This is a genomic window from Rummeliibacillus sp. POC4, assembly GCF_003576525.1.
Lineage (GTDB): Bacteria > Bacillota > Bacilli > Bacillales_A > Planococcaceae > Rummeliibacillus.
Map to the genome: position 1 here is coordinate 24551 of NZ_QWUA01000012.1, position 23989 is coordinate 48539.

Sequence of the window (23989 nt, forward strand, 5' to 3'; positions counted from 1 at the left end):
ATACCACCTTAATTCGCTAATTACTTAGCCTCATTTAGCAGATTATGCTTATTCCACGATTGCTCTCGTTTCAACAATCCCCTGTAGTTGTAGTTTATGAATTGGCTCTTAATTATATTTTCGTTAATTTATCTGCTGTATATTGGTAACCTACAACTTCACCTTTTGGTGCACCACTTGCTTGTTTATCTTGCTTGTAATCAAGTAATGGGAACACAAGCTCCGCAAATTGATACGCTTCCTCTAAATGCGGATAACCCGATAATATGAACTTATCGACACCCACTGCTTGATATTCACGAATCAGTGCTGCTACTGTTTCTGGATCACCAACGATTGCTGTACCACAACCACCTCGTACAAGACCAACACCAGCCCATAAATTCGGATAAATTTCTAGGTTATTACGGTCACCCTTGTTTAACACGGTCATGTTCTTTTGGCCGATAGAATCATAGCGACTAAATACTTCTTGTGCTTTTTGAATAGCATCTTCATCGACATATTTGATTAACTCATTTGCTGCATGCCAAGCTTCTTCCTTCGTTTCACGTACAATGACATGCACGCGCAACCCAAATTCTAGTTCACGCCCTTGCTTCGCTGCTACTGCACGTACTTTCTCAATTTTCTCTTTTACTTGTTGCGGTGGCTCTCCCCAAGTTAAATACACATCCGAATGCTTTGCAGAAACCTCAATCCCTGCATCGGATGAGCCTCCAAAGTAAATAGGTGGATGTGGTTTTTGAACACCTGGGAACATGATTTCTCCACCTTCAACTTTTAAATGCTTGCCTTCATAATTGACTGTCTCTCCAGCTAACAAAGCACGCCAAATATCTAAAAATTCATCTGTTATTTCATAACGTTGATCATGGGAAACAAATACACCATCGCCTGCTAGCTCGACCGGATCGCCCCCTGCTACGACATTGATTAGTAAACGACCATTCGAAATTTGATCTAACGTAGCAGTCATACGTGCCGCAACAGTTGGATTCATAATCCCTGGACGAACCGCGATTAAAAACTTCAATTTTTGTGTCACTGACGCTAGTGCTGAGGCTGTTACCCACGGATCGTTACAAGGTTTACCCGTCGGAATTAATACCCCTTCATAACCAAGCTCATCGACTGCCTGTGCAATTTGCTTTACATACGGGAAATTCGTTTCGCGAGCGCCTTTGCTCGTTGCTAAATATTTACCATCACCATGAGTTGGAATAAACCAGAATATATCCATTAAAATCGCTCCTTTATTATTCGACGCCTTCAAAGTTAGTTCGCCATTTTAATAATTTTTTCTCCAATATACGAACAAGTGAATCAGTCAATTTACCGACGACTCCAAAAATAATAATGCCAACAAACACTTTATCTGTTTGTGAAAACTGCCGTGCATCCATAATCATATAACCAATACCAGCGCTTGAACCCATTAGCTCGGCGACGACAAGGCTAAGCCATGCAATCCCAATTGACAGGCGAATCCCTACTAAAATATGACTAAGTGCTGATGGTAAGATTAATCTCGTTAACTGCTTCCATTTGCTAAATTCCAATACTTGTGCCACTTCAAACAGCTTCGAATCAACTGAACGAATACCGTTATACGTGTTGACATATACCGGAAAAAACGAAGCAAACGCAATAAGTAAAATTTTTGACAGTTCATCAAAACCAAACCACAATATAAATAATGGTGTTACTGCTAAACTAGGAATTGTTCGTAGCATTTGCATCGTCGGATCAATATAGCTTTCAGAATGCTTTGAAAAGCCAACAACAAAACCTAGAACTAATGCGATACTTGCACCGAGTAAAAAGCCGACTACTGCACGATAAATACTAATTTGTAAATGACTAAATAATACACCGCTAACAATTAAATTATAAAAGGTTATTATAATTTGAAGCGGGCTAGGAAGAACCGTAGCAGAAACAACGCCACTGGATGAGACTATTTGCCAAATAACGATAATGAACAGTGGCAAAACTAATCCTTTTACCCAAATTGGTATGCTTTTCCGTGCTTTTTTCTCTCGTGCAACTGGTTGATTCATAGCCTGTGCACGTACCAAATTACTCAGCTCCTTTTAACAGTTTTTCGACGAATTGATTATCCACTACTTTTGTCACGTCGATTTTGTTACTAAAAACGCCTTGCTCGACAAATAAATCTGCTGCGCTTTGTTGACTAGCAATTACTTTGTCATTAATTACTTGTAATTCATATGGTGTATTTTTTAATATTTCCTCTACAGTGGCTGGATCGATTCCTTTTAAATCAGCAAAAAATTGTACAGCTTCCTTTGGATTCTCTTTCATCCATTTTGTTGCCTTTTGATATACTTCTAAATAAGTAGCTACTAAATCTGGATTTTGCTCTGTAAATGCTGTGCGTGCAATTGTAAACATTGCACCATACGTGCCAACATCCTTACCTTTTAATAATGCTGTTGCGTTGTTTCCAACAGTTTGATAGGAAATAAACGGCTCCCATGTTGCCCATGCATCTACTGAATTATTTTCAAATGCTGGCTGAGCTTCATCCGGCTGAAGCTGAATAACATCAACTTTCGAAGGATCAACACCTTCTTTTTCAAATGCCGCATATAACAAACCAAACGCACTACTACCTTTTGCTACCGCTACTTTTTTGCCTTCTAAATCTTTTACTGACTTTATATCACTACCTTCTGGAAGTAAAATCGCATTATTTGTTTCACCGTTTGATAATAAAGCGATTTCTTTAAAATCAATGGCTGCTGCTTGACCTGAAAGAGGTGGTGTATTACCTACCTCTGTAATATCTAACTTTCCTGCTGCAATTCCTTCAAATTGCGGTGGGCCACTTTGAAATTCTGTCCAGGCAATTTTCACACCAACTTCTGCAAACGCGTCTTCTAGCCATCCTTTTTCTTTCGCTACCCACAATGGCGAAAGCACTTGCTGAATGCCTAAATTAATTGTTTTCGTTGAGGATTTACTGCCGTTACTTTTAGCATCTGATGATGAACAAGCTGCTAACAATAACGTGATTGCTGTCAGTAATAATAAAAATGTTTTTTTCATATGTCTCTTCCTCCTATATGCCTTCACCATCGATATAACGTTGGCTTTCTGTTTTTTCGAATTCTTGTAAGACTTGCTGCCTTACCTGCTGATAGGAAGGGCTTGTTTTTGCACGTGGATAACTCAGTCCGACATGCACGAGCTTTTGTATATGTCCTGGATTTGCACGTAAAATCGCAACATCGGTTCCAAGATAAATTGCCTCGTCAATATCGTGTGTTACAAGTATCATCGTAATGTTCTTACGTTGCCATATATCAATGAGCACATCTTGTAAATGCTGGCGTGTGAATGCATCGAGTGCTCCAAACGGCTCATCAAGTAACAATACTTCCGGATCTCGAATAAGCGCCCTCGCAATTGCTACCCGCTGTGACATACCGCCTGATATTTCACTCGGATACGCCTTCTCGTAACCTTTTAATCTCACAATTTCAATCATTTCGTCTACTTTTTGACGAACATCTTGATCTTTCAGACTTAGATCTGCTGCTATATTTTGCTCAACGGTCATCCACGGAAACAAACGATGTTCCTGAAAAATAAACCCTTGAGCAATACCTGGCTTTACAACTTGACGATCATTAACATGAACAGCACCTTGATATTCTGTGTCAAGTCCCGCTACAATTTTTAAAAGCGTACTTTTACCGCAACCACTTGGTCCAATAATCGTTAAAAAATCACCTTTTTTAACTGTTAATTTAACTTCATCGAGTACACGTTTACGTTCTTGTTCGATTTGGAAGCTTTTTTCATCGATTTGAATTTGTACACTCATTTAATACCTCCTAATAAAAAAGACAACAAGAAGTCTTCATCATGTTCCTAACATGAATAAAGACCTCCAGTTGTCTAGTGAGTCTAATTATCTATTATTCTTATTTAATAACTAGGTATTCATTGAATATAAAAAGCTTTAAATTCCTTTAGATGAGTTTAAAGCTATCCTGCTTCTTAATGTATTTCAATACCTAGTATTTCAATAAGTTTATTTTAGGTTCTTCCAAATATAATGTCAATACTTTTTTCGAAATATTCTTTCATTTCTAGATTAACATAAACACTTTAGAGGCTAGGTTCCTACTTGAGAGAAATCTAGCCTATTGCATTATAGTTCATTTTAATTTTATGGATTTAAAACGATAAGTAGTATACAAGATTTTATACTTACTACTGTGCTTGTTAACAATTACTAAACATCTCGAGACCCCATAAGATTGATGCTTCTATTTTCTTTTTATGTTACCTTAAAAACTATATTGATGTTATGTAATTTTAAATAAGGATGTGAGAATACATTGGATTTTACAAATAAAACAGTGATCATAACAGGCGCTGGAAATGGAATTGGGAAAGGAATTGCTTTACATTATGCAGAGAAAGGTGCCAATGTCGTTTTAGCAGATATCGATGAAAACGCTGGAGCACAAACAGCTGCTAGAATTACAGAACAAGGTGGAGAAGCACTTTTCGTACAATCAGATGTAAGGCTGGAGAAAGATATAGTTCGATTAATGGAAGTAGCCCATCAAACATACGGTCAAATAGATATTTTAATCAATAATGCTGGAAAAACGTTATTTAAGTCTCCTTATGATTTATCAATTGAAGAATGGGACGATATGATAAACACAAACTTAAGAAGTGTTTTCTTAGCATCACGTGAAGCAGCAAAATATATGCGTCATAACAAGGAAGGTGGCTCTATTGTAAATATTGCCTCCACAAGGGCCATCATGTCTGAGCCAAATTCAGAAAGTTATGCTGCCACAAAAGGTGGGATTGTTGCAATTACACATGCCCTTGCAGCCTCATTCAGTGAAGATAGGATTACCGTTAATGCCATTTCCCCTGGTTGGATTGAAACAGGAGATTATTCTAAATTAAGTAAAATAGACCATGAACAACATTTATCAAAACGTGTAGGAAAACCAGATGATATTGCACGAGCTGCTCTTTATTTAACTGCCAAAGAAAATGATTTTATCACAGGCATTAACCTAGTTGTAGATGGTGGAATGACGAGAAAAATGATATATGAGGAATAAGAGGATTTACAAAGAATACAATAACAAATAGTTATCAAAGTTGGAATTCTAATATACATTATAATTAAAGATTTTCATAAACTATAGTAAAAGCAGACGCCAATTAGAGGTATGGTACCAACACTTCTAAACCGTCTGCTTTGTATGTTTCAAAAAATATTATGTTAGTTGAAAAGAAAGCTTTCAAGTCAAGCACAACATTCACATAAGCTGATCTACCTAAATTTTATAATCAGCTGAGTTGAAAAGAATATCAACTAGACTTCTATATAAGTTATATTGGTTATGATCAAGCCAATCTTCTTCATATTCTGCCATTAACCACATAACTTCATCTAAAAAAATATGTTGTAACACTGCATCCCAAACCTCTTTTTCTAAATCAGTTATTGTCGTGTATTTTTTATATCCTTCTAAAAATAACTTCCATTGTTTTGGCGTGAATATACAATCTGGTGCTGTATCGAGCTCATTATGAAATAATAGTAAAACTAATGCTAAGTCAAAAATTCTTGGCAACCATGTAGCGTTGTCCGGGTCGATTAAAAATGGTTTGGGTGTATATACTATATTATTTGCTTTGTAATCATATGGTGTAGCCACTAAAGGCAGCTTTAAATCTTTTATAGTTGCTTGGTTTTTAACAGCTTCTAATAGTTTTTGTTCCATACCGTCTACTGAGAAAGTACGGTTTGTCTTCTGAATGTTTTGCCGAATGGATTGCATGTCGCGTAATACTTCTTGCTCAGTAAAATCAAAGACATCATATGTAGGTAAATAAAATTCATTGATCTGACTTGAAACTGAGTGGATTCTACCTAGCAACTTACCTGACTGATAAATTTCTTCATCTTTTGCTGTATATTTATTTCCATCGATAAAAGGATACATCACGTAAATGGACTCATTAATTTCTATGGGTTCAGTTAAAGGTGTCACGATATTTATTTCATGCTCTTTTAATGTTTTTAAAAAGCACATTAAGTTTTGAGCTGCTTTTAAAGGCGTTTGCGTTTTTTTAATAATTACATCTTGATCATCTTTTTTGACTTTATAAACGGGTGAGAAAGGATAAATACTAGTGGGTTCTTCATCAATTTTTATACCAAATTTATGGATAATCTCTTTTGAATTCAAAGTTTTTTCTCCTCTCTTCAATCATTTTCAGATACATCTTCGTTTCCTTTCAACGAAAAGGACTTAATATAAGTAAATACGCCAGTTAATATACCCACACCAAATAGAATACTTCCAATAATTACAAAGTTGTTTATATAATTCTCAATAACTACCTCATATCTGTTATCAAGATAACCATCTGGTTGACTTGAAGCCCAAGAGTCTCCTAAATAAGTTCCAATCGAAACACTGAAAAACATCAACACCAATCCTATAATCATCATTATGGACAAGATAATACTAAGTCCCTTAATTTGTTCTTTTGACATCGTGCTCCCCCTTTAATAGTGAAAAGCTTCCCAACCAATTTTTCAGAAAAAAAATTGGCCTGTTGCACATTTATAATCTTATAATCAATTCTACAAAAATAGCATAAGTCCTTTTTTGTTTAACACATCTTACTTCTTAGTAATAGAATTCCACCTGAATTTTTGGTGTAAATTAACCTTTTTCTACTAAATAGATACCCAGTTCATCACGTTTCCCGCATATTTTTGGTACAATTAAGTTAAACCTAGAGGAACGCTATTTGTATAAGGCAATTTTATTTAGATTGAAACAACTATGGAGGTACACTATGGGAAATAGTAAAACGAAGACAAAAATAAGTGCGAAAGGGGCTATTTTTAAAGGGATTTTAGTAATAATTGGCGCATTAATAGCTGCCTATGGATTAGAATCCATTTTAATACCAAACAATGTATCTGATGGTGGTGTGACCGGTATTAGCATTGTTTTTTCTCAGCTTTTCGGTCTTCCACTAGGCGTATTAATCGCTATTATTAATGCTCCTTTTATATGGTTAGGCTATAAACAAATTGGTAAAAGCTTTGCCATTTATTCTGTATTAGGCATCCTTTCTTTAGCGATTGGTACAGTAGCTTTTCATCATGTCGAAACGATTATCGAAGGTGATTCCCTTTTAATAACAGTTGTTGGGGGGATTATTTTAGGTTTTGGTATGGGTCTTGCTTTGCGTAATGGTGGAGCATTAGATGGAATTGATATGTTAGCCGTTTTACTCTCACGTAAACTACCGTTTGGGACAAGCGACTTGATATTATTTTTAAATATGTTTGTATTTATTCTTGTTTCAACTGTTTTTGGTTTAACAGGTGCAATTTTATCTGGGCTTGCTTACTTTATCGCTTCGAAAGTTATTCACATTGTTGAAGAAGGATTTAGTGGGACTAAAACATATAAAATTATTTCGAAAGAACCAGAATTACTTGTCGAAACTATTCGAGATCGTCTTGGTCGTGGTGCTACCTTAACAGATGTTTATGGAGGATATACGAACGAGCAATTTAAAGAAGTTACTTGTGTTATTAACCGTTTAGAAGATACTAAGATCAAATCAATTATATTCGAAATCGATCCAAAAGCATTCGTTACAGTTTATGATATGGCCGAAGTAAAGGGCGGTAACTTCACGAAAAAGAACATTCACTAAAATATTTTCACGAAGAAACCTCAGATTCATCATTTTTTATGAGTCTGAGGTTATTTCATCTTTTTTTGCCTTATAGGGTGAAAGATATGATTATAGACTCCCCTACCCATACCATAAAACTATACTAAAAATAAATTCTATGATACTTTATCTATATAAAAGCAGGAAAAAAGTTATATATTATTTTACATATAATCCATTTAAATATATTCACAAAGGAGTTTTTTACTAATGAACACCATTGTAAATTTCAATCCAAGCACACAAAAAGCTATTTTATCAGCTTTAGAAACAAATCTAGCAATGATAGAGTTCAACTTAAATAAAGAAGTCATTTGGGTAAACGAAAATTTTGCACGAACTTTGGGTTACACCGTTAGTGAAATGAAAAATATGACTCATAGACAATTCTGTACGAAAGAATATGTTAATAGCAAAGAATATGTTGAATTATGGGAAAGTCTTCGCAAAGGAGTCAAGTTTCAAGAAAAAATCCAAAGAGTCGGCAAAAAAGGAAATTTACTATGGTTTGAAGCTACATATATGCCCGTTCTCAATGAGGAAGGTCAGGTAAAGGCTGTCCTTAAAATAGCTACGGATATTACAGAACGGGAAAACCAAACAACAGACGTCATTTCTCAATTAAAAAATATGCCCGTAGAATTAGTAGATTTGGTTGTTGCAAATTCTAAGGAGAAAGTAGATACAATTCAATCTTTAAAAGAACATACCAATTTAATCAGTGAAGTATCTAAGTTAATACGCAATATAGCTACTCAAACGAATATGCTGGCATTAAATGCAGCCATTGAAGCCGCTCGTGCAGGGGAATATGGTAGAGGCTTTAAGGTTGTAGCGGATGAAGTTCGTAGATTAGCGGGAAATGTCTCAGATTCAATTAGTCAAGTAGATAGCAATATAGAAAACATCACACAAGAAGTAAAAAGGATAAATGCTATCACCGATAATTTACAAAAATCAATTCTTGAAACGCAAACCAAATTCAAGAAAACCATTGAGGACTTTGAAAACATTGAATAATAATTCTAAGTGAAAAGGAACCGACTTCCTCATGGGAATTAATCGGTTCCTTTTTACTCTAAATTAACTTTAGATGCTTACCCGCTGTCACTGTCTTTTGAATTAAATGATTATGTTATTGTCAAATACACAAAACATTTGGGTACATAACCCCTAAAGAATTCAAGCTACATTCCTCATAAAAGTTGTATTGTTTAGTGTTGACACAGCTGTTCTAGTCAATTTCACTCTAACAAAATTGATGTACTTTTAGGAGCAATAGTTTATTTCCGCCAAAAATTCATATCTCCTGCTTTATCCTGAATATTAAATTCTATTATTTCCTCAAGCAATTCGTAATTTACAGGTTCTTTCCACAGAATTCGGAACAAGCCTTTTGTGTGAGTGTAGCCAGCATTGGTAATGTCATCGGCAAAGTGTGCAATGCCAGCTTCTTCTGGGGAAATGCTCATATGATTCTTCGATGTGGAAAAGCCAATGATAAATGTTCCATGATCTGTGAACATTGGTGTATTCCACTTGATTTGTGGTTCTAAATTTGGATACTTGCTAGCAACCCATGTCAAAATTTCTTCTGTTCGTTCGCGGTGATCTGGATTATCGATACCTGATAAATATTCTGCAAAAACTTCCATGTCTTCCTCCTTTGATATTATTTATTTTAGCCAAAAGATTTATCTTTCAGCATTTGCTAGTTTTTTATCTTCTATTAGAATACATAACTATAAATACTTTAGTCCAATTTATCACCTCAACTACTACAATCTATAACTATTTATTAGTCTAGCAAAGTAAAAACCGAAGCTTATGGCAATTGTTAAAAAGAGAATGTGAAATAAACTAAATTCACCTTTAAAGAAAAAATCGTATACAATCTCACCTATTAAAACCCCAATAAAAATCCCCAAAATGATATTTTTCACTTTATTACACCGCCAATCTTTCAGTAATGATACCATAAATAGGAAAATTATAGATATAACGATAAGAAGAATCATTTATAATATTTACAATTGCAAGAAATTAAATGTTAAAATCGACTGGACAATTGAAAATAAATTCTAGAGAATGAAAAATATAGTTATATTCTCTATTTCAATTATTCAAATAAAATATAGGAGACTAATAATATGTTAAATTTAAAAGATATTCTATTACTTGATTTCGCATACTTGGAAACCTTTACGAAACGATTCGATACTTCCTGGGGTGCTTTTTTTTGCAATGAAAACCAACCAAATTATTATGATGCAAATCATGCGCATATAAGCGATTCTTTTCATGATCCAAAACAAATCCTTGATGAAGTCAAAGATTTTTATATTTCTAGAAATATCATACCTAGATTTTATATCTATAATTTAGATGTCCAACAAGACTTAATCTCTGAGCTTAAGTCAAATAATTTTGGCTATGAAGAACTCATTAGTCCTGTTCAGTTATGGGACAATCAAGTTATTAAAATCGAAAAAAGAAAACTAACCTCTATTGAAAAGGTTACCAAAAAGAATTATCAAGAAGCATTAGAAATCGAGTCTAGCATCAAGGAATTTGGTGGAAAAGAAATCATACAGAAAGTCTTCGAAGAACAATTCAATCATCCTTCTTTCACACACTATCTTCTTCGATATGATGGAACCCCTTGCTCAACAGCATGTATTTTTGAACATAATCATCAAGCTCGATTAGAGAGTGTTGCGACACTCGAAGAATATAGAGGAAAAGGCTTCGTAGGTGAACTCATTCAATTTGTACAAAAAGAAATTACGAATAACGGTCTAGAGAAACTCTGGGTATTTCCAATAAATGAATCAATCGAAAAAGTATATCAAAAATATGGATTCCAAACGGTAGATAAGCTTAGAACAGGACATGCTTTTTTAGGCGGAAAAAGTATCAAAGAAATTCAGGGGTAAGTATCCTTTCAATTTATAAATATAAGCCATTTTGACAAGATGTATCAAAATGGCTTATTGCTTTTTATTTCTAAGTATATTGTCTAGTCAACTTTAATTTGTCCCATCATGCCATTATCTTCATGTTCAAGAATATGGCAATGGAACATATAGATTCCCTTTTGTGTAAACTTCACAGCAATTTTTGCTTTTTGACCCGGTTTCAATGAAATCGTATCTTTTAAACTAGATAAATTTGCCGGTGGTTCTTTACCATCAATTGAGATCACTCGGAATTGTGTGCCATGGATGTGGAATGGATGGTTCATCCCCCCCATTGCATCTTTTACATTATCAATTTCCCAAACTTCCGTTTCATTTACCTTTTGTGTAAAATCGATTCGATTTGGGTCAAACTTCTTATCATTAATCGTCACATTGTTCATCATGCCCGCCAGTTTTATTGTTTTTGTGACCTTTTTGTTTTTCATATCATCGGTAGTACGAATAGAATTTAATTGGTTTACAGTTTCTACTGTTTTGGAATGATTTACGGTTCCTTTTAGATGAATTGGTAAAATTGTTTTCTTGTCTTCATTGACTAGAGAAACTTCATTTTCCTTCACTTTTGTTAAATCTACAATGACCTCTACTCTTTCTCCAGGTGCAACTTCAATCTCATTTGTTGTAGTAGGTTTATTTAAGAAACCACCGTCACTTGCGATTTGTTGGAATTCCATATCATTATTAAAATGTAACGTATAATTCCTCATATTAGAACCGTTTAAAATGCGTAATCGAACTTTTTTTCGCTCGATTGTTAGTTTTGGGTTTACAACTCCATTGATTAACAGCGTGTCCCCTGTCGTTCCATCTTCATTCAACACTTTGTCATAATCTAGTTGTTTATCTTTTGTAAATGTTTTATCTTGAAGAATAATTGGTAGATCGTCTTCTCCATATGATTTTGGAATATCTAATTTCTCGCTATTCTGATCATCAATATAAAGCAATCCTGCTAAGCCTTTATATACTTGTTTGCCTGTTTCATGCATTGGATGTGGATGGAACCAAAGTGTTGCTGCTTCTTGATTCACTTTAAAGTGAATGGTCTTTGTTTCTCCTGGTTTTAATACTTTATGTGGACCGCCATCTTCGTTTCCAGGAATTTCAAGTCCATGCCAATGGAAAGTAGTTTCTTCATCTAAATCATTTACTAAATGAATGTTGACGTTCATGCCTTTTTCGAGGCGAATAACAGGGCCTAAAAAGTTACCATTATATCCATATGTCATCGTTTTAACCCCATCATAAATTTCAGAAGTACCTTGTTGTGCTCGAACTGTATATGAAATTGAATTGTTCTTCTTTTGGTCTGGTCCAAGCATTTTCGGAAACGTTAATTCATTTTCTCCAAGGCTACTGTTTAACTCTGTGATGGATTCATGGCTCATATCCATATTGGTGTGGTCCATGCCCCCCATATTCATAGATGAATGATCCATTCCCTTCATGTCTTTACTGGAAGAATGATCACTATTACTTTCACTACAAGCACTAAGTAACCCAAGACTAATTATCATACTTGCTAATGCCACTTTCTTCATACATCAACACGTCCTTTCGCAACGATCATACGAAAGAGTTGTGTAGAAATTATGTAGAAAGAGGCATTTTTATATAAAAAGTTGTTCCTTCATTTTCATGACTTTTTACTGTAATCGTTCCACCGTGTGCCTCAACAAGTTTTTTCGTTATGGTCATTCCAATTCCACTACCGGGATAGAGATTTTCCCCTCGATAATTTCGCTGAAAAATCTTTTTACTTGTTTCTAAATCCATACCTACTCCGTTATCTTGGATAAGAATGATAAAGTAGTTACTTTCTTTAAATAATTTAATGAGGATTAAGCCTTCTCTTTGAACATGGTACATGGCATTTTTAATAATATTATGGAGAATTTGATTTAATCTAAGCTCGTCTACATGCGCATGGATTGATGAATCTAAATCCAATTCTAGCTGGATATCTTTTTCAAGCAACTCACTGGCAATTCCTATCACAGCTTTCTCTATTAAATTTTCGATTGTTTCTTCTTTCTTCACAACTTTAAACGTTGGACTATTAATATCATTCAGGGTATCTAATTCTCCAACAAGGAGGATGAGTCGATCAATTTCTTCCACACATGCTTGCAAACGTTCAGGAGTCGCTGTCCAAACTCCATCTTCAAATGCACTCAAATAACTTTTAATCGAAGCTAGTGGATTTCGAATTTCATGAGCAAGATCTTGTGTCATTTCCTTTCGGCGAAGCTCATAGGTTTCTAATGTTTCGTCTAGTTTTAATAAGGATTGTCCTAATTGTCCAATTTGATCATCGATTGTATATGTTATATGTAAATTCCGCTTTCCCTGTACAAGTAATAAAGCGAAATTATTCATTTCTTGAATAGGCCGTGCCAATGCACGTGCGATCAATAAACTTGAAATTAGTATGACAACGAGCAATACCGCTATAGACCAAAATGCCGTCTCTCTTAAGGCCATATCAAAATGGTGGATGACTTCTTGAGAATCTGTTATATGTAGCATCATTAAATGTTCATGCCCTTTATAAAGCAAAATGCCCGTAATCATTAAAAGCATACTTAAAGTGAAAATCGCTATTATAAATGCAACTTTTATGTTAAATTTCATCTTTTTCAACCTTTTCATTCATCTTATAACCTAGTCCGAAAACAGTTTGAATGTAGTTATCCTTTATTTTTTTACGGATATTCTTAATATGTTGATCAACTACCCGAAGATTTATATCCATATCAAATCCAAATATCTTTTTTATAATATCCTCTCGGCTAAAGACTTTTTTAGGATTTTCAACTAGTAATAGTAAAATGCTATATTCATGTTGTGTTAGTTGAAGACTTTCTTGATTTAATAATACCTGTCTTTCATTTTTGTGAATTACTAACTGTCCAAATTGAATGATTTGTTTTTTACGTGATTCAGGTAATAACCTCTCTGCTCTCACTATAATTTCTTTAGGGTGAAATGGTTTTACTACATAATCATCAGCACCTAATTCAAATCCCTTTAGCTTATCATCAATTGAGATTTTGGCCGTAAGCATTATTACTGGAATATCGTAATTTAATTTCACGTATTGACATATATCTTCACCAGCCATATCGGATAACATTAAATCTAAAATAATCATATCCAGCGGTACCTCATCTACTATTTGAATAGCTGACTCGCCAGTATGTGCAACATAAGTGATATCTCCATTCTTTTCAAAATAAGATACCAATACATTAGTAATCTTTTCTTCATCATCTACGATTAAAACTTTCATGTATAAAATCTCCTGTTTTCTTTAATTATATTTTAAATATAATCTAATTACTTCTATAAAATATCAATTACAATAAGACATATTTGTGTATTTTATTGTATGTCATAATGAAAATAATACATATTAAAAGAAAACATGGTGCTATTCAATTGGAAATGCACCATGTTTTATTTTCTAGGAAATGAATGGGTATTTATTATCGTTTAATTTATAGAGATCGTTTATTAAAAAAGGGAGATTTTTATGTCAGAGACTGAAAGTACTAAACCAACACATGAAGAAAAACATTTCACTGCGTCAGATCTAATTCGTGATATTGTAATCGGTATGTCTGATGGATTGACCGTTCCTTTTGCACTTGCTGCTGGTCTTTCCGGCAGTATCTCAAATGCAAGTCTAGTTGTCGTAGCAGGTGTGGCTGAGATAGCTGCTGGGTCAATTGCAATGGGACTTGGTGGTTACCTAGCCGCACGTACAGATGAGGAACACTATGCTTCCGAAGTAGAACGTGAAAGAAGAGAGATTGTGGAATTGCCGGATCGAGAACGTGAAGAAGTAGCAGACATATTACGTGAATGGAATCTACCTGAATCCGCAATCAAAGAGTCAGTTACTGCTATGAGTAAAGATCCTGATAAATGGGTGGATTTCATGATGAAATATGAACTTGGACTTGATAAGCCCGAACCAAAACGTGCACTAACGAGCTCTGTTACAATTGGTGGATCCTATATAGTGGGTGGTCTCATTCCTTTGTTCCCCTATATGCTCATCCAAAATGCAAATTCAGCTTTACTTCTTTCCGTCATTATGACACTTATCGCTTTGTTTATCTTCGGATTTGTAAAAGGACGTTTTACAGGCGCAAACCCATTTAAGAGTGCTTTCCAAACAACATTAGTCGGAGGTATCGCTGCAGGTATCGCCTTCTTAATAGCAAGACTGATTTCATAAAATTTGTCCAAAGAAAAACACCTTCAAAACTTTGTATATAGAAAATATACGTGCTTTGAAAATGCTCTAATGGAGATAACATCTGTTCTTTTTATTTTGTATATCATGCATTTTTTTGATTTTTATCCCTCGATAATTGCCAAATATGATTAGTAATTTCGATTGCTTCTGGTGCATGCACGGTATCGCGAAAACTATTGTAAAATTGGAATGCTACAACACTTAAAATATGAAAACGTGGCTTTTCTTTTCCTAGTTCTTCGATTAAATAATCCAGATACTCGTTTTGTTGAAAGCTCAGCTTTTCCAAATATGCTTTAAAACCTGTAACTTGTTTCAATAGCTCTTGTTGATCGACGGTCTCAACAAACGTATGTTCCTTAATATAATCTTCAAAATACGTACCAAGCATTGTTTTTTGTTTTTTAATCAGCTCTGGTATAATCGCATCAAGTTGAGTGAGAACAAAGTTTACACTATCAGTGACATTTCCACGTGGATAACCAATGATCTTTCCAATATGAAACATTTGATGCATCATACCGAACAAAAGAATAGCCGCATCATAATGATAGGGAACCAATTTAAGACCGTAGATGTCTAATAGTCGACGAGCAGTCCAATTTATCTCTTGTAGAAGCATTTGATCGACTAATTGTTTTAACTCCTTATCACCAGAATGTAGAATAGATTCAAAAATTGGCAATAGATTTTGTTCTTTATTCACCTGCAGAGAAGAAATCAGTTGAGCGGCAAGTACATTCTTGTCGTTCTTTTCTTTTCCTGTTAAAGCTTTGATTTTGCGTACATTCGTTTCTTTTCGTCCAATATCTAAAATAGCTATTAAACATTCTTTTTTAGATGGGAAATAGTTGTAGAACGTCCCTTTTGAAATTTGAGCTTCATCCAAGATATCTTGAATCGATGTTTCCGTAAAACCTTTTTCAGAGAATAATTTTACACAAGCCTTAATAATTTGTCGCTTACGGTTGTTCATATATTCACCTTTTTTTAGTATATTAAGTTGAACTAACAGTTTAATTTTACCCTATTTCTACACGAACCGGCAAGTGAATGGACTAACATTATAATTATGAAAGCCCTTTCTATTAAGGTTTCCAATACCCTCTCTATATTTTTCTTGCAATAATTGAACTGCGAGTATAAAATAAATCAAGTAAACTTAAAATATAAAAATAGGATAAGAGGGATTTAAGCATGAACACAACACATAAAAAGCCCCCTTACTTGATGATTGCAATATTATTCGTCGGGGCATTCGTAGCGTTTTTAAACAATACGCTTTTAAACGTAGCGCTTCCTTCTATTATGAAGGATTTTGATGTTGAAGCATCAACTGTTCAATGGCTAGCAACTGGTTACATGTTAATAAGTGGTGTACTTGTGCCAGCTAGTGCATTTTTAATTACGCGCTTCAAAAATAAAACATTATTCGTCACTTCAATGACGATTTTCACAATCGGTACAGCATTAGCGATTTGGGCACCAAGCTTTGGTGTGTTACTAGCAGCTCGTATGATTCAAGCTCTTGGCGCATCAGTAATGGGTCCATTATTAATGAATATTATGTTAGTTAGCTTCCCTGTTGAAAAACGTGGGGCAGCAATGGGAATCTTCGGTCTTGTTATGATCATGGCACCAGCCATCGGTCCTACATTATCTGGTTACTTAGTTGAGCATTTCTCATGGCACTACTTATTCATTGTTATCTTACCATTCGCTGTAATTTCATTATTATTGGGAATCTTTAAATTCGATAATGTAATGGAAACAAGACCTGTTACAGTCGATGTATTATCCATCATCTTATCTACAATTGGTTTTGGTGGCCTGTTATATGGATTCTCTACTGCTTCATCTGCAGGTTGGAATGCATTCGAAGTTTGGGGTACTATCACAATTGGTACAATAGCTTTAATCATCTTTGTACTTCGTCAATTACGACTTGAAAAACCACTTCTAAGCATGGAAGTATACAAACACCCAATGTACGCTATGGGTAGCGTAATCTCAGTTGTTATCTCAATGGCGATGTTCTCTGGTATGATTTTAACTCCACTTTATGTACAAAATGTTCGTGGTATTTCACCATTAGACGCTGGATTAATGATGTTACCAGGAGCACTTGTAATGGGGCTTATGTCACCAATCACTGGTAAATTATTTGACCGGATTGGTCCTCGTCCTTTAGCAGTAGTTGGTTTATCAATCGTAGCTATTTCTACTTACTTTTTATCACAACTAAAATTAGATACTACTTACACTTACTTAATCATTGCATATACTGTTCGTATGTTAGGTATGTCAATGGTGATGATGCCTATCATGACAAATGGTTTAAACCAATTACCACAACGTTTAAATCCACATGGTACAGCACTTAACAACACACTTCAACAAGTTGCAGGTGCAATCGGTTCTGCAGTTATGATCACAATCATGACAAACCGTACAAAGAGCGAAGCAGACGACCTAGACATTAAAGCAACTGTTGCGAAAAAAGTAAAAGAAAAAGCAATGGAAGCTGCTCAAAACGGTGAACAAATGACAGAAGTTCAAATGGCCAAATATGGTAAAGAAGTTGCTAAACATTTAGCTAACAAAGCCATGGTAGAAGGTATTAACTTCTCATTCTTCATCGCTATGATCATTACAATTGTAGCACTTGTCTTATCTTTATTCTTAAAACGAGTTAAAGTAACACCAGCACAAGTTGAAGAAGACAAAACAGCAAAATAAGCATTTATTCAAAGTGGCACAAACTGATATTTCAGTTTTGTGCCATTTTTTTATTTACGTATTAAAGATATGAAATTATGAAACCACCAACTGCTCCTGTTAGCACAATTACCCAAGGCGGAAGCTTCCAATATACTAACATGAAGAATAGAATTGCTGCCAGTGCAAAATCCATAGATGATTTAATCGCACTGGTCCATATTGGCGTGTATAGTGCGGAGATTAAAATACCGACAACAGAAGCATTTACTCCAAGCAGAGCTCCCTTAACCTTTGAATTTGTACGAAGCGCATCCCAAATTGGTAACGACCCAATGATCAAAAGGAATGCAGGCAAGAATATCGCAAATGTCGCAAATATTCCACCTTGCCAGCCGTTCATAACAGCTCCAATGTATGCCGCAAACGTAAATAACGGCCCTGGTACTGCCTGGGTGATACCATAACCAGCCAAAAATTCTTGTGTGCTGAGTAAACCAGTTGGCACAAATTCCTGTTCTAACAATGGTAATACAACATGCCCCCCTCCAAAAACTAGGGCCCCTGCACGATAAAAACTATCAAACATACTAATCCAATTACTAGATATTAATCTACTTAGAATAGGAAGAAAAATTAACAATATAAAGAATAACGCTAAGCTTAAATATCCAAGACGTTTTGAAATAGGAAAAAGCGATACGTTTGTTTGTCCTTCTTTTATGGATTTATTTTTATAAAGAAAATATCCAACAATTCCTGCTATTAAAATCACACCAATTTGAGTAAATGCAGTTTGCCAAATAAGTGTAACTACTAATACGAACAACGCAATCGTTTTTCTCTGAATGTCAGGCGCATGATGTTGAACCATTCCTATTACCGCATGAGCTACAACTACAACCGCTACAATCTTTAATCCACTTAGCCAGCCAGCATCTCTAATATCATAAATTTGAAGTAAAGACGCAAAAAAGATGAGTGCTATAACAGACGGTAAGGTAAATCCAAGAAACGATATTATTCCTCCAACAATTCCCCCACGCGCAACGCCTATCCCAATGCCTACCTGACTACTTGCTGGACCCGGTAAGAATTGACTCAAGGCAACGAGATCCCCATAGTTTTTCTCGTTGATCCACTTTTTTCTCCTGACATACTCTTCATGAAAATAACCAAGATGTGCTATTGGACCACCAAAAGATGTCATCCCTAGTTTTGTTGCAACCATCCAAATTTCCAACCATCTCTTCCACTTATTTTCCGCTTGCTTTTTCATCACTACCCCACTTTCGAATTTCGAAATGCGCTATATTCTTTCTGGTATGCTATCACCTCTGAGCATTGTTCTATATTTCATATTTTATCTCTCGCCATCTAAGTCTTCCTTCATTATTTGAATAGTTGCACTATGTATGTCAGAGATTACTAGCAAACTTTGCTATTATGAAGTTACCCCATCTAATTTTTTGATTCAACATAATCAATAATTATTTACAATATTTACAGTAACTTAAATAAATTTATAAAAGGCCATACTCAAAAATCGTACATTTACGACTTTCGAGACGGCCCTTTTATTTCATTCTATTGTCTTTTCTTTGTCTTTTTATTATTTAACTTTTCGGTTGCAGTCAATGGCTCATTCGCAAATTCCTGATTGAAATCTCTAGATTGTTGATCACGAGTTACTTGTTTATTATTGAAATCCTTGCTCAATTGTTTACTCATTTTTTGATTTTCGTTCATGTTTACCACCTCCATAAGAATAGACTTTGCAAATTCTTATGAAGTATTCCAAATAAAAACCGATTGCTCTTTTAGGTTGAACAGAGTTTATTTCTTTTTTTCGATGTTTTATTTCTTTTTGATAGCTATTTATCTCTTTTTTGTATGTGTTTATTTCCGTTTAGAGCTTATTTATTTCTCTTTATGGTCATTTTATTTCTTTTTATAGCCAGTTCCTTCACTTCATTTAAAACAAGTGTTTCACGTTTTAACCAATTATTCATCTCAGGATATGTGAATAGGGTTTCATTTTGGTTTATGGCTTCTTCAAGATTAACCCATTTTGGCTTAAATTCTTGAAGAGTTTCATATGCATCTAACTCCTGATGAACTGTTTCTTTGTTCTTTAATGCACATATGTAATAGTAGGAATTCATTTGAAATAAATGATCACTTTTAAATTTGTCTATTTTTCGTTCAATAACAATTCCAAAAAAATCTTTCACGATAAAGTTTATGTAACCAGTTTCTTCTCTAACTTCCCTCAATAATGCTTCAATATGGTTTTCGTTTTCTTCTACACCGCCACCAGGAAATTTAAAGTCTCCCTTATTTGTTTGAATTAGTAGAATTTTATTTTCATGAATAATTATTGCTTTAACAGCGTGTCTTTGAATGATACTTTTAGGGTTTTTAACTAATGGAGTAGTTTCTAGTATCTTTTGAAAATGCATTTTTTCACCTCTTGCCTTGTGGCTGAAATTTACTATAATCTTTTTACAATGCCTTATAATTACTAATAGCACAAACCCGTCTTTGATTTGTGCTACAGTTTTAAATACTATATGTGAATGCAGCCCACTCATCCAAATTATTTGTCTGAATTCCCCGACTGCATTTGGTAATTTCTTAAAAGCATTGCATTTGATCGAATCATCCCAAACTTCTCATAATAAGGAATTAAGTCTTCATCGCAACATAAATCTATCATATAAATTTCGTCCAGTTCTTGTAACATACATTTTACTAATTCTTTGCCAATTCCTTTATTTTTGTATTTTGGTAATACTTCTAGTAACGGAATGTAAGCAGATAGAACGCCGTCACTAATAAACTCCAAAATTATTTTTAGTTAGTTAGTAGATGATATATATCAAAAAAATAATAGCAACATAGCGACCTCCAAACACTTTTCAAATACTATACATATTCTACTCAAATACCGAAAACTCCTGCTTTATACTTTAAAAGATTGAATGATTAAAAGATATCCCTCAGCTTTATAAATGTGTTTATAATTTTATAGTTCTCAAAAGGAATCCGACTGTATATTCATACAAATTTTAAATTTATATAAAAAGAAATGAGTTTTAAAGACTCTATTAAAAAAAGATAGAAGAGGTTAATGTGTTCTCTTCTATCTTGCATCGTGTTCACCCTATTTCACAGTTACATTTTTTATAGTACTCCAAGAGCCGTAATATGATTTACCAGATAAGGTTTTATACGCTCTTACTTTCACATAATATTTTTTGCCTTTTTTCAAGTTTTTTATTGTTTTAGTTACCGTATTTTTACTTGCTATTGTGACGCTTTTTGTTTTACTACTTGCAAATTTGCTACTAGTGGAATATTGAATTTGGTATCCACTAGATGAAGCAATACTCTTCCAGTTTACTTTTATACTGTGTGCTTTATCTTTTTTAACGCTCGATACTACAGTTCCTGGATTAGTAGTGGTCTTTAAGACATCGCTGTAGGGTCTGTACTGATTCGTTTTACCATTCGTTTTATAAGAACGAATTTTAAATTGATACGTTGTTCCAGGAGTAAGCTTTGATAATTCGTAACTGTTTGACTTACTTGTAATAGTTTTTAACAATTTGTTTTTACTATCATATTGATAGATTTTGTAACCCGTTACATCATTTTGTTTAGACCAAGTTAGTTTTAAGGAATTACTACTTCTCTTAGAAATAACAAGATTCTTTACCTGAGGAAGATTGGTCGTAATTGCAATTTCACTACTTAACGTACCGTAGTAATTCAATATCCCCAACGTTTTAAATGATCGAACTTTATAGCGATATGTTGTTCCGGCACGTAAGTTGCTCATTGTATAGCTACCTATATTCCTTGAAATAGTTTCGAAAAGTTTATAGCTATTGCTGTCCGTATCATACCTGAAAACTTGATAGCCCGTTACATCTTGTTTTTTCCATTTAAGTTTTAAAGAATCTGATTCGATGATACTTGCATGTAAATCTTTAATTTGAGTGGGATAATCAGTTAATCTATAATCAAAAGTATCCAAGCCAAATCGCGTTACACTATCAGGAATAGTAACACTCGTTAATGGATTATTACTAAATGCATGGTCTCCTATTTTCGTTACGCTTTCCGGAATATCTACATTCGTTAATCTATTTTGATTAAATGTACTCTCCGAAATTTCAGTTATACTATTGGGAATAGATACATTTAACAAGATATTATTACTGAATGCACCATCTCCTATACTTGTTACACTATTAGGAATAATGACGCTCGTAAGTTGATTATTTTTAAATGCATAATCTCCTATTTTCGTTACACTATTCGAGATAAGGAGACTAGAGAGTTGATTCCCCTTAAATGCAAATGATCCAATTTTCTTTACTCCATTCGGAATGGTGACGTTCGTTAACTGATTATCTTCAAATGCAGAATCGTATATACGTGTTACACTATCAGGAATGGTGATACTTGTTAATTTATTTCCTTCAAATGCAAATGGTCCTATTTCCGTAGTTCCATCTGGGATGGTAACACTTTTTAATGGATTATCACTAAATGGAGATTTCTCTATTATTAAACTTTTCGGAAGGTTTATACTCGTTAGTTGATTAGAACTAAATGCATACTTTCCTAAACTCGTCACACTATCGGGGATGGTTATACTCGTTAATTGATTATTGTAAAATGCATAATCCTCTATAGTTGTTACACTATCGGGGATGGTGACAGATGTTAATTCATTATGATCAAAAGCAGAATTCTGTATTTTCGTCACACCATTTGGAATGATTACATTGGTTAATCGATTAGATTTAAATGTATCATGCACTATTGTCGTCACGCTTTCTGGAATCGTGACATTCGTTAATTGGTTTTCACTAAATGCAGAAGACCCTATGCTAGTTACACTATTGGGAATAGATACACTTTTTAGTTGATTCTTTTTGAATGCACCATCCCATATTGCTTTAACGCTATTTGGAATGTCTACTTTTTTTAATTGATTATTTTCAAATGCACTATCCCATATTGTTTTAACGCTATTCGGAATGTCTACTTTTTTTAATTGATTATTTTCAAATGCAAAATTTTCTATACTCACTACACTGTCTGGGATTGTCACACTTGTTAACTGATTACCTTCAAAAGTTCCTGCCTCTATTATAATTACACTTTTGGGAATGACTACGTTGGTTAATAGATTATTTTCAAATGCAGAACTCTCTATATACTTTACATTATCTGGTATATCAACACTTTTTAATTGATTATTTTCAAATGCTCCAGTTCCTATACTCTCCACTTTTCTAGGAATCAACACACTAGTTAACTGATTATAGCTAAAAGCATGACCACCTATATTCGTCACATTATCAGGGATTGTTACACTCGTTAATTGATTATTACTAAAGGCATTGACTCCTATATTCGTCACACTGTCTGGAATCGTGACACTCTTTAACTGATTATAGCTAAAAGTATAATTACCGATACTCGTCACATTGTCAGGGATTGTCACACTTGTTAGTTGATTATGATCGAATACACCATCGCCCATGATTGTCTTACGATTATCTGGCATTGTTATATCTGTTAGTTGATTTGATTTAAACGCATACTTCCCTATTATTTTAATACTTTTCGGAATAGTTAAATCCGATATTTGATTAAAACCAAATGCAAAATTGCCTATACTTATTACACTATCGGGAATAACGAGACTTTTTAATTGATTATAAGCAAATGCATCTTCTCCTATTGTCGTCACACTTTCAGGAATGTTGACATTGGTCAGTTGACAATCATGAAATGCATAATCACCTATATTCGTCACGCTTTCTGGGATAGAGATGCTCGTTAAATCTTTTCTATTAAAAGCGTAATCCCCTATACTCGTTACAGGCTTATTATTCAGTTCACTTGGAATCTCCACATTTTTTGATTTCCCATCGTAACCTATAATTTCTACTTTTCCATTTATATCAATATATTTAAAATTGCCTTCTTGAAGTGTTTCCGCACTCACTGGAATAATTGATATAGATATAAAACTTAATAACAATGTAAAGATTACTATTACCTTATATGCTAACCTCATAAATAAACCTCACTCTATATTGATATAAAATTCTCATATATGATTATAACATATCAAAAAAGTGATATATTTCTATTTTAAAAGAAATGCATGGATATGGATTGATCGTAATCTCACCACAATCAAACAACCCTGTTGAAC

At 34.1% G+C, this 23989-nt stretch carries 21 protein-coding genes and 1 pseudogene; 6 read left to right on the forward strand and 16 right to left on the reverse strand.

Annotated elements, in window-relative coordinates; genetic code table 11:
• Positions 1 to 112: 112 nt before the first annotated feature.
• Genes ssuD through D1606_RS06130 form a run of 4 tightly spaced genes read right to left on the reverse strand, consistent with a single transcriptional unit; the run spans position 113 to position 3856 of the window.
• A complete protein-coding gene (gene ssuD, locus D1606_RS06115) occupies positions 113 to 1243 on the reverse strand; it encodes an FMNH2-dependent alkanesulfonate monooxygenase (RefSeq protein WP_119415140.1) in 1131 nt (376 codons plus the stop codon).
• Between the two features lie 16 nt (positions 1244 to 1259).
• Positions 1260 to 2063 carry an ABC transporter permease gene (locus D1606_RS06120; protein ID WP_119415186.1) on the reverse strand — a complete coding sequence of 268 codons (804 nt, stop codon included), beginning with the start codon at positions 2061 to 2063 and terminating at the stop codon, positions 1260 to 1262.
• A 19-nt stretch (positions 2064 to 2082) separates the two neighbouring features.
• On the reverse strand, positions 2083 to 3075 hold the full coding sequence (locus D1606_RS06125) for an aliphatic sulfonate ABC transporter substrate-binding protein (protein ID WP_119415141.1): 993 nt from the start codon (positions 3073 to 3075) through the stop codon (positions 2083 to 2085).
• 13 nt (positions 3076 to 3088) lie between these two features.
• Positions 3089 to 3856, reverse strand: coding sequence for an ABC transporter ATP-binding protein (locus tag D1606_RS06130; RefSeq protein WP_119415142.1), 768 nt, complete (start codon positions 3854 to 3856; stop codon positions 3089 to 3091).
• A 520-nt stretch (positions 3857 to 4376) separates the two neighbouring features.
• Between D1606_RS06130 and D1606_RS06135 the strand changes: the two genes are divergently transcribed.
• Entirely contained in the window at positions 4377 to 5126 is a 750-nt protein-coding gene (locus D1606_RS06135) for a glucose 1-dehydrogenase (RefSeq protein WP_119415143.1), read from the forward strand.
• Between the two features lie 219 nt (positions 5127 to 5345).
• On the opposite strand, the gene D1606_RS06140 is transcribed toward D1606_RS06135, so the two are convergent.
• Both D1606_RS06140 and D1606_RS06145 read right to left on the reverse strand, forming a co-directional pair.
• Positions 5346 to 6263: a phosphotransferase gene (locus D1606_RS06140; RefSeq protein ID WP_119415144.1), complete on the reverse strand. Its 918-nt coding sequence runs from the start codon at positions 6261 to 6263 to the stop codon at positions 5346 to 5348.
• Between the two features lie 17 nt (positions 6264 to 6280).
• Entirely contained in the window at positions 6281 to 6574 is a 294-nt protein-coding gene (locus D1606_RS06145; RefSeq protein WP_119415145.1) for a hypothetical protein, read from the reverse strand.
• Positions 6575 to 6882: 308 nt separating this feature from the next.
• Here D1606_RS06145 and D1606_RS06150 point away from each other — a divergent pair, with 308 nt between their 5' ends.
• Positions 6883 to 7758, forward strand: coding sequence for a YitT family protein (locus D1606_RS06150; protein ID WP_119415146.1), 876 nt, complete (start codon positions 6883 to 6885; stop codon positions 7756 to 7758).
• Positions 7759 to 7989: 231 nt separating this feature from the next.
• Positions 7990 to 8799: a methyl-accepting chemotaxis protein gene (locus D1606_RS06155; protein ID WP_119415147.1), complete on the forward strand. Its 810-nt coding sequence runs from the start codon at positions 7990 to 7992 to the stop codon at positions 8797 to 8799.
• 263 nt (positions 8800 to 9062) lie between these two features.
• Here the strand turns inward: D1606_RS06155 and D1606_RS06160 are convergent, their stop codons facing one another.
• Positions 9063 to 9434 (reverse strand): iron chaperone, encoded by a 372-nt coding sequence (locus tag D1606_RS06160; protein WP_119415148.1) that lies wholly within the window; start codon positions 9432 to 9434, stop codon positions 9063 to 9065.
• 495 nt (positions 9435 to 9929) lie between these two features.
• Here D1606_RS06160 and D1606_RS06165 point away from each other — a divergent pair, with 495 nt between their 5' ends.
• The gene (locus D1606_RS06165; protein ID WP_119415149.1) at positions 9930 to 10715 is read left to right on the forward strand and encodes a GNAT family N-acetyltransferase; all 786 of its coding nucleotides are present in this window, start codon (positions 9930 to 9932) and stop codon (positions 10713 to 10715) included.
• Between the two features lie 83 nt (positions 10716 to 10798).
• On the opposite strand, the gene D1606_RS06170 is transcribed toward D1606_RS06165, so the two are convergent.
• From D1606_RS06170 to D1606_RS06180, 3 genes are all read right to left on the reverse strand, one after another.
• Positions 10799 to 12277 carry a multicopper oxidase family protein gene (locus D1606_RS06170; RefSeq protein ID WP_369973758.1) on the reverse strand — a complete coding sequence of 493 codons (1479 nt, stop codon included), beginning with the start codon at positions 12275 to 12277 and terminating at the stop codon, positions 10799 to 10801.
• A 73-nt stretch (positions 12278 to 12350) separates the two neighbouring features.
• Positions 12351 to 13394: a sensor histidine kinase gene (locus D1606_RS06175; RefSeq protein ID WP_158582325.1), complete on the reverse strand. Its 1044-nt coding sequence runs from the start codon at positions 13392 to 13394 to the stop codon at positions 12351 to 12353.
• Positions 13384 to 14052 carry a response regulator transcription factor gene (locus D1606_RS06180; RefSeq protein ID WP_119415152.1) on the reverse strand — a complete coding sequence of 223 codons (669 nt, stop codon included), beginning with the start codon at positions 14050 to 14052 and terminating at the stop codon, positions 13384 to 13386. The genes D1606_RS06175 and D1606_RS06180 overlap by 11 nt, the downstream gene beginning before the upstream one ends.
• Positions 14053 to 14295: 243 nt before the next feature.
• Here D1606_RS06180 and D1606_RS06185 point away from each other — a divergent pair, with 243 nt between their 5' ends.
• The gene (locus tag D1606_RS06185) at positions 14296 to 15006 is read left to right on the forward strand and encodes a VIT1/CCC1 transporter family protein (RefSeq protein WP_119415153.1); all 711 of its coding nucleotides are present in this window, start codon (positions 14296 to 14298) and stop codon (positions 15004 to 15006) included.
• Positions 15007 to 15109: 103 nt separating this feature from the next.
• Here the strand turns inward: D1606_RS06185 and D1606_RS06190 are convergent, their stop codons facing one another.
• Positions 15110 to 16003, reverse strand: coding sequence for a TetR/AcrR family transcriptional regulator (locus tag D1606_RS06190; protein WP_119415154.1), 894 nt, complete (start codon positions 16001 to 16003; stop codon positions 15110 to 15112).
• A gap of 221 nt (positions 16004 to 16224) precedes the next feature.
• Here D1606_RS06190 and D1606_RS06195 point away from each other — a divergent pair, with 221 nt between their 5' ends.
• Complete coding sequence (locus D1606_RS06195) at positions 16225 to 17766, forward strand: DHA2 family efflux MFS transporter permease subunit (protein WP_119415155.1); 1542 nt, start codon at positions 16225 to 16227, stop codon at positions 17764 to 17766.
• A gap of 61 nt (positions 17767 to 17827) precedes the next feature.
• Here D1606_RS06195 and D1606_RS06200 read toward each other — a convergent pair whose 3' ends face one another.
• The 5 genes and pseudogenes from D1606_RS06200 to D1606_RS06220 form a co-directional block, all read right to left on the reverse strand.
• Positions 17828 to 19024 (reverse strand): chromate transporter, encoded by a 1197-nt coding sequence (locus D1606_RS06200; protein ID WP_119415156.1) that lies wholly within the window; start codon positions 19022 to 19024, stop codon positions 17828 to 17830.
• A gap of 308 nt (positions 19025 to 19332) precedes the next feature.
• Positions 19333 to 19494, reverse strand: a complete 162-nt coding sequence (gene sspO / locus D1606_RS06205) for a small acid-soluble spore protein O (protein WP_233548033.1) — start codon at positions 19492 to 19494, stop codon at positions 19333 to 19335.
• 167 nt (positions 19495 to 19661) lie between these two features.
• Positions 19662 to 20207, reverse strand: a complete 546-nt coding sequence (locus D1606_RS06210) for an NUDIX hydrolase (RefSeq protein ID WP_119415157.1) — start codon at positions 20205 to 20207, stop codon at positions 19662 to 19664.
• A gap of 137 nt (positions 20208 to 20344) precedes the next feature.
• Positions 20345 to 20584, reverse strand: a pseudogene (locus tag D1606_RS06215) (GNAT family N-acetyltransferase); the annotation flags it as partial.
• Between the two features lie 327 nt (positions 20585 to 20911).
• On the reverse strand, positions 20912 to 23848 hold the full coding sequence (locus D1606_RS06220) for a leucine-rich repeat protein (protein ID WP_119415159.1): 2937 nt from the start codon (positions 23846 to 23848) through the stop codon (positions 20912 to 20914).
• Positions 23849 to 23989 lie beyond the last annotated feature (141 nt).

Excerpts from the sequence above, each read along its gene's own strand:
- ssuD (WP_119415140.1), bottom strand. The coding sequence starts at position 1,243 with ATGGATATATTCTGGTTTATTCCAACTCATGGTGATGGTAAATATTTA.
- D1606_RS06120 (WP_119415186.1), bottom strand. The coding sequence starts at position 2,063 with ATGAATCAACCAGTTGCACGAGAGAAAAAAGCACGGAAAAGCATACCA.
- D1606_RS06125 (WP_119415141.1), bottom strand. The coding sequence starts at position 3,075 with ATGAAAAAAACATTTTTATTATTACTGACAGCAATCACGTTATTGTTA.
- D1606_RS06130 (WP_119415142.1), bottom strand. The coding sequence starts at position 3,856 with ATGAGTGTACAAATTCAAATCGATGAAAAAAGCTTCCAAATCGAACAA.
- D1606_RS06145 (WP_119415145.1), bottom strand. The coding sequence starts at position 6,574 with ATGTCAAAAGAACAAATTAAGGGACTTAGTATTATCTTGTCCATAATG.
- D1606_RS06150 (WP_119415146.1), top strand. The coding sequence starts at position 6,883 with ATGGGAAATAGTAAAACGAAGACAAAAATAAGTGCGAAAGGGGCTATT.
- D1606_RS06155 (WP_119415147.1), top strand. The coding sequence starts at position 7,990 with ATGAACACCATTGTAAATTTCAATCCAAGCACACAAAAAGCTATTTTA.
- D1606_RS06160 (WP_119415148.1), bottom strand. The coding sequence starts at position 9,434 with ATGGAAGTTTTTGCAGAATATTTATCAGGTATCGATAATCCAGATCAC.
- D1606_RS06165 (WP_119415149.1), top strand. The coding sequence starts at position 9,930 with ATGTTAAATTTAAAAGATATTCTATTACTTGATTTCGCATACTTGGAA.
- D1606_RS06170 (WP_369973758.1), bottom strand. The coding sequence starts at position 12,277 with ATGATAATTAGTCTTGGGTTACTTAGTGCTTGTAGTGAAAGTAATAGT.
- D1606_RS06175 (WP_158582325.1), bottom strand. The coding sequence starts at position 13,394 with ATGAAATTTAACATAAAAGTTGCATTTATAATAGCGATTTTCACTTTA.
- D1606_RS06180 (WP_119415152.1), bottom strand. The coding sequence starts at position 14,052 with ATGAAAGTTTTAATCGTAGATGATGAAGAAAAGATTACTAATGTATTG.
- D1606_RS06185 (WP_119415153.1), top strand. The coding sequence starts at position 14,296 with ATGTCAGAGACTGAAAGTACTAAACCAACACATGAAGAAAAACATTTC.
- D1606_RS06190 (WP_119415154.1), bottom strand. The coding sequence starts at position 16,003 with ATGAACAACCGTAAGCGACAAATTATTAAGGCTTGTGTAAAATTATTC.
- D1606_RS06195 (WP_119415155.1), top strand. The coding sequence starts at position 16,225 with ATGAACACAACACATAAAAAGCCCCCTTACTTGATGATTGCAATATTA.
- D1606_RS06200 (WP_119415156.1), bottom strand. The coding sequence starts at position 19,024 with ATGAAAAAGCAAGCGGAAAATAAGTGGAAGAGATGGTTGGAAATTTGG.
- sspO (WP_233548033.1), bottom strand. The coding sequence starts at position 19,494 with ATGAACGAAAATCAAAAAATGAGTAAACAATTGAGCAAGGATTTCAAT.
- D1606_RS06210 (WP_119415157.1), bottom strand. The coding sequence starts at position 20,207 with ATGCATTTTCAAAAGATACTAGAAACTACTCCATTAGTTAAAAACCCT.
- D1606_RS06220 (WP_119415159.1), bottom strand. The coding sequence starts at position 23,848 with ATGAGGTTAGCATATAAGGTAATAGTAATCTTTACATTGTTATTAAGT.